Annotated in this window: 12 protein-coding genes and 2 pseudogenes; 7 read left to right on the forward strand and 7 right to left on the reverse strand. The window is 59.1% G+C overall.

Annotated elements, in window-relative coordinates; all coding sequences use genetic code 11:
* The 4 genes from AB3X96_RS39200 to AB3X96_RS39215 form a co-directional block, all read left to right on the forward strand.
* A partial coding sequence (locus AB3X96_RS39200; RefSeq protein WP_368593988.1) for a hypothetical protein occupies nt 1-197 on the forward strand: 197 nt, incomplete at its 5' end.
* A 639-nt stretch (nt 198-836) separates the two neighbouring features.
* A complete protein-coding gene (locus tag AB3X96_RS39205; RefSeq protein WP_368593989.1) occupies nt 837-1,301 on the forward strand; it encodes a hypothetical protein in 465 nt (154 codons plus the stop codon).
* A gap of 9 nt (nt 1,302-1,310) precedes the next feature.
* Nucleotides 1,311-2,003, forward strand: a complete 693-nt coding sequence (locus tag AB3X96_RS39210) for a protein mobD (RefSeq protein ID WP_368593990.1) — start codon at nt 1,311-1,313, stop codon at nt 2,001-2,003.
* Nucleotides 1,996-2,730, forward strand: coding sequence for a hypothetical protein (locus AB3X96_RS39215; RefSeq protein WP_368593991.1), 735 nt, complete (start codon nt 1,996-1,998; stop codon nt 2,728-2,730). The genes AB3X96_RS39210 and AB3X96_RS39215 overlap by 8 nt, the downstream gene beginning before the upstream one ends.
* A gap of 10 nt (nt 2,731-2,740) precedes the next feature.
* Here AB3X96_RS39215 and AB3X96_RS39220 read toward each other — a convergent pair whose 3' ends face one another.
* The 3 genes and pseudogenes from AB3X96_RS39220 to AB3X96_RS39230 form a co-directional block, all read right to left on the reverse strand.
* Complete coding sequence (locus tag AB3X96_RS39220) at nt 2,741-2,902, reverse strand: hypothetical protein (protein ID WP_368593992.1); 162 nt, start codon at nt 2,900-2,902, stop codon at nt 2,741-2,743.
* Between the two features lie 84 nt (nt 2,903-2,986).
* Nucleotides 2,987-5,227 (reverse strand): annotated as a pseudogene (locus tag AB3X96_RS39225) (ParB/RepB/Spo0J family partition protein).
* A 121-nt stretch (nt 5,228-5,348) separates the two neighbouring features.
* Nucleotides 5,349-6,182 (reverse strand): DUF932 domain-containing protein, encoded by an 834-nt coding sequence (locus AB3X96_RS39230; protein ID WP_368593993.1) that lies wholly within the window; start codon nt 6,180-6,182, stop codon nt 5,349-5,351.
* 503 nt (nt 6,183-6,685) lie between these two features.
* On the opposite strand from AB3X96_RS39230, the pseudogene AB3X96_RS39235 reads away from it, so the two are divergent.
* The 3 genes and pseudogenes from AB3X96_RS39235 to AB3X96_RS39245 all read left to right on the forward strand — a co-directional run.
* Nucleotides 6,686-6,802, forward strand: a pseudogene (locus tag AB3X96_RS39235) (HTH domain-containing protein); the annotation flags it as partial.
* 70 nt (nt 6,803-6,872) lie between these two features.
* Nucleotides 6,873-7,247, forward strand: coding sequence for a VOC family protein (locus AB3X96_RS39240; RefSeq protein ID WP_368593994.1), 375 nt, complete (start codon nt 6,873-6,875; stop codon nt 7,245-7,247).
* A gap of 1,045 nt (nt 7,248-8,292) precedes the next feature.
* A complete protein-coding gene (locus AB3X96_RS39245; protein ID WP_176106450.1) occupies nt 8,293-8,946 on the forward strand; it encodes a TetR/AcrR family transcriptional regulator in 654 nt (217 codons plus the stop codon).
* A 276-nt stretch (nt 8,947-9,222) separates the two neighbouring features.
* On the opposite strand, the gene AB3X96_RS39250 is transcribed toward AB3X96_RS39245, so the two are convergent.
* The 4 genes from AB3X96_RS39250 to AB3X96_RS39265 all read right to left on the reverse strand — a co-directional run bounded on the left by AB3X96_RS39250 (nt 9,223) and on the right by AB3X96_RS39265 (nt 13,802).
* Nucleotides 9,223-9,996, reverse strand: a complete 774-nt coding sequence (locus AB3X96_RS39250) for an SDR family oxidoreductase (protein ID WP_368593995.1) — start codon at nt 9,994-9,996, stop codon at nt 9,223-9,225.
* 219 nt (nt 9,997-10,215) lie between these two features.
* A complete protein-coding gene (locus AB3X96_RS39255; protein WP_368593996.1) occupies nt 10,216-10,953 on the reverse strand; it encodes an OmpW family protein in 738 nt (245 codons plus the stop codon).
* Between the two features lie 218 nt (nt 10,954-11,171).
* Nucleotides 11,172-11,969 (reverse strand): SDR family NAD(P)-dependent oxidoreductase, encoded by a 798-nt coding sequence (locus AB3X96_RS39260; protein WP_368593997.1) that lies wholly within the window; start codon nt 11,967-11,969, stop codon nt 11,172-11,174.
* A gap of 261 nt (nt 11,970-12,230) precedes the next feature.
* Entirely contained in the window at nt 12,231-13,802 is a 1,572-nt protein-coding gene (locus AB3X96_RS39265; protein ID WP_368593998.1) for an AMP-binding protein, read from the reverse strand.
* Between the last annotated feature and the right edge of the window lie 4 nt (nt 13,803-13,806).

Raw genomic sequence — 13,806 nt, forward strand, 5'->3', positions numbered from 1 at the left:
CGATCGTGATGGGACTGTTCATGGTTCACCTCGTCGTTCGGAAGAAAACAGCACGCCGCTTCGCGCGCCGCTGTGCGCGCCAGTTTGCGCGTGCCACTACCGACTCGAAAGTCCCTGATATTCCATCCCTTGTTTCAATCTCGTTTTTTATCGCCCGGCTAAGCGCTTTCAGTGAGGTCGGCCGGGAATTTCCGTAAGGTGGCCAGATGCGTCCGCGGGATGCACCTCACGAATCCGCTGGTCGTCCTTTGCTTGACCGCACACCGTATCTCTTGGTGCGGGATGTCGATTGAACGAGTCCGCAACCGGGCAGGACGATTTCTGCGTAGTGATCCGGTCCACTGCCGCTACCTGACGGTCAGATGTCTGCGAGGGCTGCAGCTTGAGTCGGTAATCGCACGCGCTGAATCGGCAACGTCGATTCAGCTTCGGGCCGCTGTTGATCTCCTAAAATCTCCCGGGTCTTTCCCAAAGGTATGCAGGCAGGGCTATCGTGAGTTCGTAGAGTAAGGGATATGGTCTGCGAGACTATCGTGTCTCTGTCGGCTCGCAGTTCCATTGTGTGAATCCTGACGGCCAGAATGATTCAGCCCGTTTCCTGTGATCGTTCTGCGCCTGCGCCGTCGTGAAGTTTGCCCGGAATCCCTTCGCTACGTCTTTCCGGACATCGGTCCGGTCCGTTGCTCGTGCCAGACGTGTCCAAAATATTTCTTTTATTCCAACGCGATCCGTCTGATTCCTTGACGTTCCGATAGCGAAAATCCGGCCAAAAGCAGGTTTGACGAGATCTTCCTGAGTGAACAAGATGGGATAAAGAGAGCAAGACGGAGCGAGCCATGCCAGTTGCGAAAAGCTATACCCGGGCGCAATGGGATGAGCTTGTCCGCACTTTGGAATCACTGCCGGTCAAGCCAGAGGCCGAGCAGCGCGTCTCTATTACCGATGCGATGAAAGAGATGCGTCTGATAATCGGTGCGGTGAGGAAGAAGGGATATACGCTGGAAGAGATCGTTGAACATGCACGGAAGAAGGGCGTTGATTTTAGCGTTGGCTCCGTCAAGTACGCCTTATACCCATCGAAGAAAGACAAACCAGCTCGACATTCTGCAAAGGAATCGGCACCAGACAATGCCGCGCCATCGCCTCGTACGAAGAAGGCAAGCAAGGACGATGTACCGCGCGCGGAGGCTGTCAGAGAAAATCAGAAGCAGGATGGGGGAGAGATTGTCAGTAGGCCGGGAAGCATGGTGATGCGTGACGCGTTCTCATTCGAGATCAGGCCTGACACCGAGAACCTTTAGAGGATTCAAATGGACATGACGACTTACCCCATCTATCTCGTCGGTGGTAGCAAGGGCGGCGTGGGCAAGAGCTTTGTTGCGCTCGCGCTGGCCGATTATCTGCTCCGGCGGGATATTCATGCGGCGCTGGTGGAAACGGATACCGCCAACCCGGACGTGATGAAAGCAGTCCAGGATGAGATGCGTTGCATCGCCTATAACCTGGACGATGCAGACGGCTGGATCGGCCTCGTCAATTTCTGCGATGAGCAACGGGACGCGGCGATCGTTGTGAACACTGCGGCGCGGAGCCAGACCGGAGTTGAGCAGTTCGGCGCGACACTTGCCGGTGCGCTTGGCGAGCTTCGGCGCCGGCTTGTTGTCCTGTGGGTGATTAACCGGCAACGCGACAGCCTCGAACTGCTGAGCGCTTTCAGCGAGACGTTCCCGGACGCGGTAACGAATGTTGTGCGTAATGGCTACTTCGGTCCGGCGGACAAGTTCACGCTGTATCAGGGATCGCAGCTTCGCCGTTCCGTCGAATCGCGCGGTCACTCACTGGACTTTCCCGATCTTGCAGATCGGGTTGCGGACGAGCTTCGCAGTCAGCGCATGTCAATCCGCAAGGCGGCGGCGACGATGCATATCGGTGAACGGGTCGAGCTATTGCGCTGGCGTTCGTTGTGCGATGCCATGTTCGCGAAGGTAACGGTCGATGGATAACAGGGAGGGCAGGCCGGTCGATACGCTTGCCTGTCTGTTTCTCGACGTCACGGGTGAATTGCCTGACAACGCCAGTGTGCTGCGAATGCGGCGGGTATCGAGTGCGCTCAACCTCCGCGACAACGATGCGTTGTGGTCTGTGCTGGTCATGCTCGAACATTACGGGCGACTCTACGAAGCCATGCCGGAGCGTATCCGGCAGGCGGGCGCGGGCAGTATGGATCTCGTGCGGACGGAGGCGCGGGCAGCGACGGATGCGTTGCTGACGCAGCATCGTGACGCGCTCGCGCGCTGCAAGGCCACGATCGAACTGGCGGAGCAAATGACCGCCGAGCACGAAGCGCGCTACCGGGCCGCGATCGCGTCGCTGAACGACGAGGCGCTGGCTACACTCACGCAGCGGGCAGCGAACCACATTGCCCGCGTTGCTGGTAACCGGCTCGTGGGGGCGACGACTGTCGCCGTACGTGAGCAGCAGAAACGGATCGATGTCGCGCTCACGTCATTCGGGCACGTCGCGATGCGGCGACTCGTGCGGGCGTACGTTGGCGGACTGATTGTGATGCTGCTGGCAGCGGGCGCGGGCGGGCTGGCCGGCTGGTGGGCGGGAATCCATTGGGTGCGGGCAGACGGCTCGCCGTCTGCCCGCACGGGTTACACCTTGTCGGTGTCGCCCCACATGAATTCGGCGGCGTGGCGGAGCGCGTCTGCTGCGGCGTCGTTCTAGGCGAACGCGATCATCGGTGCCCGGTAGCCTTGATCTTCGGCATGGGCAAGGCCATGTCGTAGTGCTGGCCCTCGCTGTATTGCAAATCGGTGGCTTCAACGAAAGTCAGGTAGAGGTCGAGCGAGCCTTCGGCATTGGTGGCGAGCACGGCCATGCGGATGCAGTTGGTCATGATGTGTTCCTCCGATTCAGTCTGGCAGGCGGCAGATACGGGCTTGCCGCCTGCTTCGCCCCGTTGCCGGGGCGAGGGGTGGGGTCACGCGGCAAGCGGGCCGGATTGCGTGCCGTTCATGCTGTCCGAAGTCGGGAAGGGCCACGACGTCAGCGGGCTACCGGCGGCGGGCGCAGCTCCTGCGCCGGTGGGCGTGTCGTTGATGTGTTCCGTGCCGTTGCCAGCATCCTGCTCCGCGTCGGCGTTCTCGCCTTCCGGCGTGTCGTCCGCGCCGTTCTCGGTATCCGCGTCGTCGCTGTCGTCCTCATCCTCGTCGTCACAGTTTTCCCATGACGGCGTGCCCGGTACTTCACGATCGGTGAGGATTTCCGGGAGTCATGCTGCCTTTGCGAGCCGAAGTTCCGCTGCTGCTGCCGCGTCTGCTTTCTTCATCTTTTCGAGGTCGATTGCGGCCTTGGGTGACACGGCGGCGGACACGACTTCCGCGATACGCGCCTTGCTGACATGATCGAAATACGTCGCACGCGTCGCTGTCCAGTACCGGGTCATGTCGAGGTTCAGCGCACTTGCGAGCGTGTTGATCGCAAGCGGCTTTTCCTCGGCCACGATTCCGTCGAGCAGGGTGCCCGTGCAAAATGCGAGCAGGTCGAGCAGCGTCGTGCCGGGATCCTGTTCGATCAGCCACGGCAGGAGGTCGCCCCGCTTTGCGGGCAGTTCCGCGATCCAGCGCGCCCGCTGCGTTTCGATGGCATTCCATGCGGGGCTGGCGGACAGGTCGTCGGCAGCGCGCAGCAGGCTGTCGTGGTTGTTCTCGCCGGACAGTGCGAAATAGCTGCGTGAGGACGCATGCCCGTAGTGCTCGGGCAGCGCCTTCGGGACCAAATAGTGCAGCAGGGCGGCGAGCGCTACAGTGGGCTGCGCGACCAGTTCCGCGTGGACGGCAGCGGTGCGGTGTGCTGTGAGCCGCTGGCAAAGTTTCGCGCTGTGGACGGGTTTGACCTTCGGAGCCTTCGCGCATACGGTATCTGGGCCTTCGGCTGTGGCGATTCCAGTTACGGTCGCACCTGCCGCGTCGAGCGCGGCGCTATTCTCGCGTCGCACGAAGCCGCGTTCGATGACGAGTTCTCCCTGCGGCCCGACGATCACGAATGCACCCGCTTCGGCCATTTGCTGCGCGTCCCATACGAGCGTGCGGCTTTCGAGTGCGATGATCGCGGCATTGACCTGCTCCATTTCATCGTTGAGTCGGTCGGCTTCCTCGTAGGCATCTTCGTCGCCCTCCGACAGTGCTTCGATCTTTTCAGCCATTTCGTCCTGCTGCGCGGTAAAGGCGTCCATTTCGCGCTGTTCGTCGTCGGAGTATTGGCGCTGCACCGGGCGCAGCCTGCCGTGGCGGTTCAGTTCGGCAAAATCGCGTTCGACTCGCGTTTCCGTCCAGCCCCATCCCTCGGCCTGGACTTCGGCTGCAGCAGCGTCGGGCTTTTGCGCGACGAGCTTCTGCAGAAGTTCCGCATCGGCGATATAACCGGCGTTCTCGTCGTCGCTGAACACGTCGCGACGCACGTAGCCGCCCGCTGCTTCATAGGCGGCGAGGCCAACAAAGCGTACGAGACGGCTACGGCTCGCGTCGATCTCGGCGCGCGTGATCGACTGCCGCAGGTAGTTCAGCTGACGTTGCCACTCGTTTGCGTCGAACCATATTTTTTCCTGCGTTTCGTGATCGTCTGCGAGGGCGAGCGCACCAAGCTGATCAAGCGTGATTGCGTCGTCGCGCAGCAGCGTGAGCAGTTTGGGCGACACGTTAGCGGGCCTCATGCGACGCTTGACCGTGAGTGGCGAGGCAGAGAACAGCGCCGCGATGTAATCGACACTGCGGCCTTCCTCAGCGAGCATCCGGTACGCGCGCAGCACGTCGAACGGGTCGAGTCCTTCGCGTTCGCTGTTCTCGATCAGCGAAATGGCGAGGGCTTCGCCTTCGCTGACGATCCGCACCGGCACCGGGTAGTCCGCCGCGATATGGTTCTGCTCGTAAAGCAGGTCGAGCGCGGCTTTGCGACGCTGGCCCGCGCAGACCCCATACCGGCGCTGTTTGCCCCGCGATCCCTTGATCTCATGGACGACGAGGTTTTGCAGCAGACCCTTTGCCCGGATGCTCGCGGCAAGCGCCGGAATGTTCGAGAGCGGTTTCGTGCGGGCGTTGAGCGGCGAGGGCCGCAGGCTGGAATACGCCACGGTGGCGACCAGCTGTTCGTTGCCGAAGTTGGTTTCGAGCGGCGAAACGGTTTCGTCAGTGGTTGCCGCAGGGGTTTCGACTTGAGATTGCATGACTGACTCCAGATAATTAAAAAGAAGATTCCAACACGGGTCCTGCCGGATTCCATCAGGACGTAACCTGGCTAGGAGTCCTGATGGAACGAGGCGGGGGACGTTGCCGTCCCTGCGGCGCTTATGCTTTCATCTGGCGCATGGCGTCAGCAAGCATCCACAGCGCGCGGTTGAGCTTCATGTTCTGGTCGATGCCGGTGATGGGGCGAGTCGACATGGCGCGTCCGCTGCGCGAGCGTCCATGCAGCCCGCCCTTCGTGAGGTTTTCCTGCACGCGGTTGAATACGGTCCAGAGGTCGTCGCGGCGATCCTCGAAACGGCGCGGTACCAGTAGCTGGCTTTCGGTGACGGGGGCCAGTGCCTCGGCGTCGGTCGGGTCGTAGCGCAGCGCAAGGGCGGAACGGGCGAATGCATGCTGCTCGTCGCGGCTCAGATCGACGGCGCGCATGCTGTCCTTCTGCTCGCGGATCAGGTCGAAGCCGTCGAGCACGTCGAAAGCGCCATTGATTACGTTCTGGATGACGTTGCCTTTGTGTAGCACGCGGATATCGGCGATGTTCTCGCCAGCGACCATGCCGTTCTGGCAGACAAACCGGAATGTGCCTGCCAGCATCTGGTAACTGCTGGTGCCGTCGTGCGAGTTCAGCAGCACGATTTCGTCGGCTTCCTCGCCGGTGATCTGATCAGCATGGCGAAGCCGCAGCATGTGCTTCGTGAATTCGCGCTTGCCCTCATCGCGCACGCGGGTCTGGCAGATCATGAACGGCTGGAAGCCTTCGTTCCGAAGACCGCGCAGGACGTCGATGGTCGGAATATAGGTATAACGTTCCGAACGGCTTTCGTGCTTGCCAACAGCGAAGATGGACGGGGCGACGCGCCGAATCTGATCGTCTGAAAGCGGCGAGTCAGCGCGCAGCATCGGGGAGCCGTAATGGAAAGAGGAAGCGAGTTGCATGGCAGTCTCCACAGTCAAGGTTGAGGACCTGAACCGGGCGATGGAATGTGGTTTGCCCTTGCGGCCGGACACTTTCCGGTGGAACTCGGGGTTGGCTTTGCTGCCGCCTGGCTCCCGGATTCCCGCCCGTGCGACTCGAGGAGCCGATAGCGGGCAGGCGTCAAGGAAAAAGGCGAGGGAGGGGTGCGGGCAACACGGTCCCTCGCCCCTTGATGCGTGGCCGCTATCGGCTACGGTCGCGGGTCAAGGGCGGGGAGCTGTGAGCCGGGTGCATGCCGTGCCTCGGGTTGACCGGGCAGGGTTTGGCGCAGGGACGCGCGGCGATGTGGTTGATCGCAATACCGAAATAGACAGTGGGGTATGGCTGTGCCGCGGCTTGGTGACCGGGACGGGATTGAACGAGGCACGTGGCCCGGTGCCTGCTCGAATGCAGCTATTTCATTCGGCCTGAAGCAACGGATCGCGTCGTTGTTTTGCTTCAGCGCCGATATCAGGATTCACGTATGTCTCGCGCCGAACGTCTCCTTCAGCTCCTGCAAGTGTTACGTCGTTATCGACGTCCCGTGAGCGGCCAGGCCCTCGCTGACGAGCTCGGCGTGAGCATTCGCACGCTATACCGGGTTCGACACTGCCAGAATCTGACAGTATCGATCGCTAGACTGAAGCTCCTTTCTTGGCGAGGAGCGCAAAATGAAGTTCGCATCGGTTCGCGTTGGTACCCCGGATCTCGAACGGCTGGTCGAGTTTTATCAGAGGCTTTCCGGCATCGAGGCTATACGCCTGGCCGATGGATTTGCCGCAATGCGATTTGAGGGCTCGACGCTTGCAATTTCATCAGAGCACCTGACCAAGCTCTTCAATGCCGGTGCTGCCACTGCCGCTGCCGATCAATCGGCAATCCTGGAGTTCGAGGTCGAAGACGTTGACGCGGTGTTCGAACGGATGAATGCGTCCGGAACAAACATTGTGATGCCAACGACATTGATGCCTTGGGGCAACCGCTCGCTCCTGCTGCGTGACCCGGATGGGAATCTCGTCAACATATTTTCTGGACCTGGGAGTTGATGCCGCCGTCACGGTTGCCCGCTGCTTGCCTGTTCGTTCAGTCTCGAATGGCCGTTTCGGAAAGCTGCCACCATCTCTTGAGGGTCGACACCGGAAGTTCGCGCGGCATGTGCTTGCCGCAGCCGCGCCTCTGCGCCCTCCAGTTGTCACCGGATCGGTTGTACCGCGCGAAGTTACACATTTGATGTCGCAACGGTGACATTTTAATGCGGTCTACGCCAATGCAACGCGAAGATCCGGCGATGCAGAAGTGAAGCGCATACCTAGGAATGTTAGCGAACGTGAGACGCACCGGGCGGTCGCAATTGCCTCTGGAGCAAAATCAGCCGGGGCGCATTGACGGCCGTTTCGTCGCAGGAGGATATACATACCAACGGCCGTCATCGTGCCTGAAGAACATAATTTCGAGCGGCACAGTCCCAGTCAGTCTGGAAGACCTCGCGAAGACGCAACGCGCTTCTCCCGAAGCCGTATTGCTCAAACGCGACCGCGTTAGATGTACCGGTGATGCTGGAGTTGGCGCAAGCCACTTGTCGATCAGGTTGCGCAAGGATTTCTCGCTGAGGCTCATCGCGACCTCCATGGATACATCAAGCATTCACAGGCGCGGCTACCAACGTCGCCCGTCCTCGACTGTGTCTTATCCAACGTGGAACGGGGTTGGCTGCGTCACCAACGTGCGCGACGGAGAAATGCGTGGCCGATGGAAGGTCGGCGTCAGGCAATCTCTAATATTGGTCGCATGACTGATTTATACAGTCATGCGACCAATAAATCAAGATTCTCAGCAACCGGGAAACTACGGATTTGTATAAATATTGGTAGAAATTCGGACGTGTAAACCAGGAATTGGTCGGTTGTCTGGTAATTATTGGTCGTTTGACGTATTATCTGGGCGCGGAGCAGTGACGGATATCCTGTTGAGGGCGGTAGTCAACCGTGGTACGCCGTGGTCGTGCCCCATCAAGGCAGTCGTCGCTCGGCGGTGCAGCTACGTCGACCGCCATACCCCGGACAATTGGCAATCAGCTAGGAGGGTTCATAAGTGAAACAGGTCGCGATCAACCTGGCTGGCAGGAAAGAGGAACCCGACGAGCCGAAGCGTCGCGGTAACAGGACAACGCGAACTCCCGAGATCCTCGAGGCGGCGATCGATGTGCTCGCAAAGTACGGTAACGTCGGTTTTGCTCTCCGGCGCGTTGCCAGTGAGGTAGGTATTCACCTGGCTACTTTGCAGCACTACTTCCCGAGCAGGGAAGACTTGTTGCGTGCGGCGATGGAAGAGGTCGCGACGCGATACCTGACGCTGTATCAAAGTTTGGTCAAGGACGATGAACGGTCACCAGAGGTTCGGCTCGACGCTATCGTGGACGTCGCCTTTGATGAGTTGACCAAACCCGGTACCCACATTGCGCCGTTTTGTCTCGAAGGATGGAGCATGGGAGAGCGTGAAGAGTTTGCCCGGAGCTTGGTGGCCAGATTTAACCGCCAATTTCAGGAAACATTTGCGAGCCTGGTAGGGAAGATCAACCCGTCGCTTACGCCTCAAGAATGCGCGCTCCGCGGTCGTCTGCTTTATTCGCATATGGCGGGACTAATTGTCCTCGTTCGCCCTGTACGTGGGGGCTCGGCCGACGTTGAAGCACTTCGTGCAGCGACAAAGGTCGTATGGAGAGCGCTCAGCGCCGCCCCGCAGTAGGGTGAAACGCTCCTGACGCTGATTGCCAGACTTTCCATAGAACTGCGCCTGATTCGAGAGACGATCTACACCTGTCGACCCAGCTGATATCGCCTGCTTCACTTCGCTAAGAGTGCTGGCATCCCGACAGGTTACCGATGTGTTTCGCGACGAGCGGACGGGGGAATGCCTGCTGCGAACCGTCTTCAGGGATTCGACAGAACTGCGGGTTATCGATTAAGCACATCGGAGTGATGTCGACCAAAGCGATGTCGCACCTTGCCGCATGCAGATACGCTAACCCTGGCGATAGGCGGGAGCCCCCATCATCGCGCCAGTGACCCCACCGTCAACATAGATTTCGATAGCTTGCACATACGATGACTCACTAGAGCAGAGAAAGAGCACGACCTCTGCGACCTCTTCTGCCTCCCCCAGGCGGCCCAGTGGGACGGATCGCGTCGCGAACTCATGTACGGCTGGAATGAGCGCGGCGTCTGCTACAGTTCGCCAGAACGGAGTTCGAATATTACCGGGAGAGACGACATTTACTCGGATCGCTCTTCCAGACAGCTCTGAGGCGATGCATCGGGCCATCCCGACCAGTCCAGCCTTGCTGGCAGCATAGGCTGCCATCCCCGGCATTCCGATCGCATTGCCGATCGAACTATTCAGTACTATAGAAGCATTGTTTCGTAGGTGGGGTAGGAGCGCTTGAACGTAGAAGAAGGGACTTTTCAGGTTCGTCGCGATCAAGTGATCGAACTGTTCTACAGTCGTGCCGCCCACTGGCGTCAAGCTTGCGTCGCCAGCATTCAGAAACACAGCGTCGAAATCGCCTACGTCTCTCACGATGGATGCGAGCCCGGATTCCAGGCCGACGAAGTCAGTAGCATCCAAGCGAAAGGCAAAAGCCGACTCGCCAAGTGCCGCCCTGCTTTCAGAAAGTGTAGCTTCGTTGCGTCCGGTGATAACCACAGTAGCGCCTTCTTCCGATAGCCGTTTGGCCGCAGCGAATCCAATTCCACTATTTCCACCTGTGACCAGCACCGTTTTGCCCGCCATTCGCATGTTATCTTCCCCTCATATGAATGAATTCAGCTCGAAAGGAACGCCATGTAGTTGATGGCGTAATGGGACGAAATTTATACCGCTTTTATTACCGAACCGTTGTTGCTTCTGCCCCTTGGAATCGTTCGCCGTCGATTCAGTTCTATCGAACCCGGAGCTAAAGATGATGCAGTCAAGCTCCGTCCGAACACCTTCGGAGCTTAGCAGCACCTTCGACCGTTAAAACTTGTACGAGATACCGAGGAAAGTCACGATTGGATGAAGCCTGACTTTCGCATGACTGACAATCTCTGTTCCGCCTGCCGTTTTCCCTGTCAGCGTCACATTGGTGTCGGTAGGGATATATGCCACCAGCATGTCCACAGACCAGCGCCTGGATATCTGATAGTCAAGGCCAGCCTGTACCACCGGATTCCATGAACTGGAGGCATGTGCAGTCGCAGTTCCACCGGGACCGAAGGATTGCTCGACAAAATCGGAGTTCGTGACACGCGTGTCAGTGAACCAAGTGTAATTGACGCCGACGCCGACGAAGGGCCTGAATCGACTGTCGGGCTGACCAAAGTGGTAACGCAATACCACCTCGGGAGCCCACGTCCGCGTATCGCCCAGAACGCCATAGCTATCCATCACGCCCCGCCCCTCTAGCTGCATTCGACCGGGCCAGCCACCCAAAAACGCAACGCCAATTTGATTGGTAATGTAGTGTTCGAAGATGAAGGCGGGTAAGTCTGCGCTTCGGGCACCAGACCCTGAACCCGCAATCGGCATGTTGACAGGCGTACCGCCGACGCTTGTTACCGTCAGCGGACCGCTACCGGTCTGTGGCGCCACATGCGCCCAGCCAAGACTGACGACGTTGTCGCCAGCCGCCTGCGCGTGTGCGCTGTCGACAGATCCAGCAATCAGCGACAAGGCTGACAGGCATGCCGTTGTTGCGTACTTCCACTTCCACATAATTGTCTCCGTTGTCGTTTTTTTCTATACGTTGTGGTCGAACTACAGCTTCCGACAGTTCAGCGAGGCCATATTGGGAGGGGCGGCCTTCGCGGAACCGTGGGACAGTAAGGGCGCCGCAGTGCTCTGCGACGCGCTCGTGCTAGTACGGGTTGGCGTGGCGACTTGCGGGCCGTTGACCAGGACGTTGCCGCGACGTAACGCCGGGTTGGGCCGGGTTAAACCCCCAACTTTCTGCGCACGAGTGCGCCATAGCTGTCGGGAAACAGACGAGCAATCCATTGCAGGGAGCGCGCGCCATTGCCAACCAGCAGCCGTTTGTCGCCGCGTAGCAGTCCTGCCACAATCTCGCGTGCACACTGCTCGGGTGTTGTCGTCATCTGGCGTTTGTTGGCATCCAGTAGACGACGCTCAAAATCCGTCTCGTGTTCGGCTTTTGGAACGTTGCTGATGTTGGTGTTGATGCCACCCGGGTGCACGAGTACGGCTCGCACGCCGGTGCCCTCCAATTCCTGCCACAGTGTTTCTGTTAATCCTCGAACGCCGAACTTGGAGATTGTGTATGCAGCCGAGCAGGGTGTCGCCACTAGCCCGAAAACACTCGATATATTTACGATGCAGCCTTGGCGCCGGGCCAGCATTTTTGGCAAGAAGGCTTTGGTGCCGTAGATCACACCCCACAGGTTGATTCCGATTACCTTCTCGAACTCCTCTATCGTGGCGTGTTCGACTGAGGCCAGCACTGAGGTTCCGGCGTTGTTGATCACAAAGTCGACCTGCCCGAAGTCACTGGCTACTTCGTCAGCATGCCGAAACATTGCATCGCGACTTGATACGTCGAGTACGTAGGAGCGTGACGAGGTGGCGACCGGCAATAGCGCGACGGTTTTCGCCAGACTCTGCTCGCTCACATCTGACAGTGCGAGACGAGCGCCCCTGCGAGCGAGTTCGATAGCCAGCGCGCGGCCAATGCCCGACCCCGCACCAGTGATGGCCACGACGAGATTACTGAACATGGCCGTGCACCTCCGCATTGCCACGCATTGCTGCAGCACGAGACAACACTTTGACGCAGTTTGGCATCCACCTGACGTCTGTCGGTGTAACCAAAGGACGGTTCTTGTCCATTCAATGTCTCCTCTTAGCCATCGCTAACGAAAGGTAGGCTAGGCCTGCACTATTTATTTCGTTATGCGAACCAATACAATCGTTATTGAGTTCGAAAAGACCGGTCGGAGTATGCCGACCGGCCGAACTTCTACGTCCCCGTGTCCTTGTCAGATTTTGCGCTGCTCGTCCCGCCAGAAAGGCGCGCGCACATCCTTTTTTAGGACCTTGCCGTTGGGGCTTCGGGGAAGGGCATCGACGAACACGACGCGTTTTGGGGTTTTGATTCCACCGAGCTTGGGGCGACAATAGGCAATGATCTCGTCCTCGGTCGCTTGTTCGCCCTGGTTCAGTTCGATCACAGCCGTGACTGCTTCGCCCCAGTCTGCGTGGGGAATGCCGATCACGGCGCAATCCTGCACCGCCGGGTGGGTCCAGATGACCTGCTCAACCTCGCTCGGGTAGACGTTGAATCCGCCGCTTATGATCATGTCCTTCTTGCGGTCGGTAATATGAAGGAAGCCTTCTGAGTCGAGATAACCGATGTCGCCGGTGTGGAGCCAGCCATCAATGATAGTTTCAGCGGTCTTGTCCGGGGCCTTGTAGTAACCTGCCATCAGCAGATCGCCACGAACGCAGATCTCGCCTGCCTGGCCGGTGGGAAGAATTTTTCCATTATCGTCGAGGATCTCCACCCGCACGAGCGGAGCAGGTCGCCCGGCCGCCGAGAGCCGCGCGTCGTCGGCAATTTCACCGTTGCGGAAGTGGTCTTCGGGACGCATGAATGCAATCGCGGAGGGAGCTTCAGCTTGACCGTATCCCTGAAACATTACAGGTCCGAACACTTCGATCGCGCGACGCAACTTCTCCGTTGACATCGGAGCTGCGCCGTAGATGAAGTATTTCAGCGATGAGAAGTCGCGTTTTTCGATTCCGGGAATTTCGAGAAGTCGATAAATTACCGTGGGCGGCAGATAGAGTTCCGTAACACGGTGTTTTTCGATCAGGTCAAGCAGGTGATGCAGGTCCATTCGATTCATCACCACAATCGTCCCTGCGCGCGCGGTACATGGCAGGGTAAGCGTGCCGGCGGCGTGTGTCATCGGAGCGGCGACAAGATTCACGATCGGCTCGTCCGAAGAGTATGGCGCCGCAAACATCTGGTGCAGTGCGCTGACGGACAGACTTCGGTGAGTGTTCATCGCACCTTTCGGTGCCCCCGTCGTTCCCCCGGTCGGCATCACGCCGGCGAGGGAGCCCTGTTCCGGGACAAAGTCCGGAAGGGAGGCTGGCGCGTTTGCAAGGAACGATTCGAGCGTAACGGCACCCGCTGCAGATGCAGCTTCGACGTTGTCACCCAGAGAGATCACGGTGTGCAGTTTTTTCAGGTCAGCACGAATTTCATGCACAAGCGGCAGGAACTGCTCGTGGCAGAACAGTACTTCGCAGTCAAAGCCGTCCAGCAGCCGCTGGGTCTCCTCTGGCGGATTCGCCGGATTGACGGGGACCCAGGCGAGCCCCGCGCGCCACAGTCCGAGCACACAACCCCACGCCTCAGGGTCGTTACTTGCCAGCACTGCGCCCTTGGCATCGCGCTCGATACCGCGGCCGAGTAGGGCATTGCCGACGCGGCAGGACAGCTCGCCGATGTGCCGATACGTAAAGGTGCGATCGCCAGCAATGAAGGCGATCTTATCCGGGTTGGCCCTCCACCCGCGGTCGAAGAAATCAGTGATAGCCATACAA

Source organism: Paraburkholderia sp. BR13439 (assembly GCF_040948805.1).
Taxonomy (GTDB): Bacteria; Pseudomonadota; Gammaproteobacteria; order Burkholderiales; family Burkholderiaceae; genus Paraburkholderia; species Paraburkholderia youngii.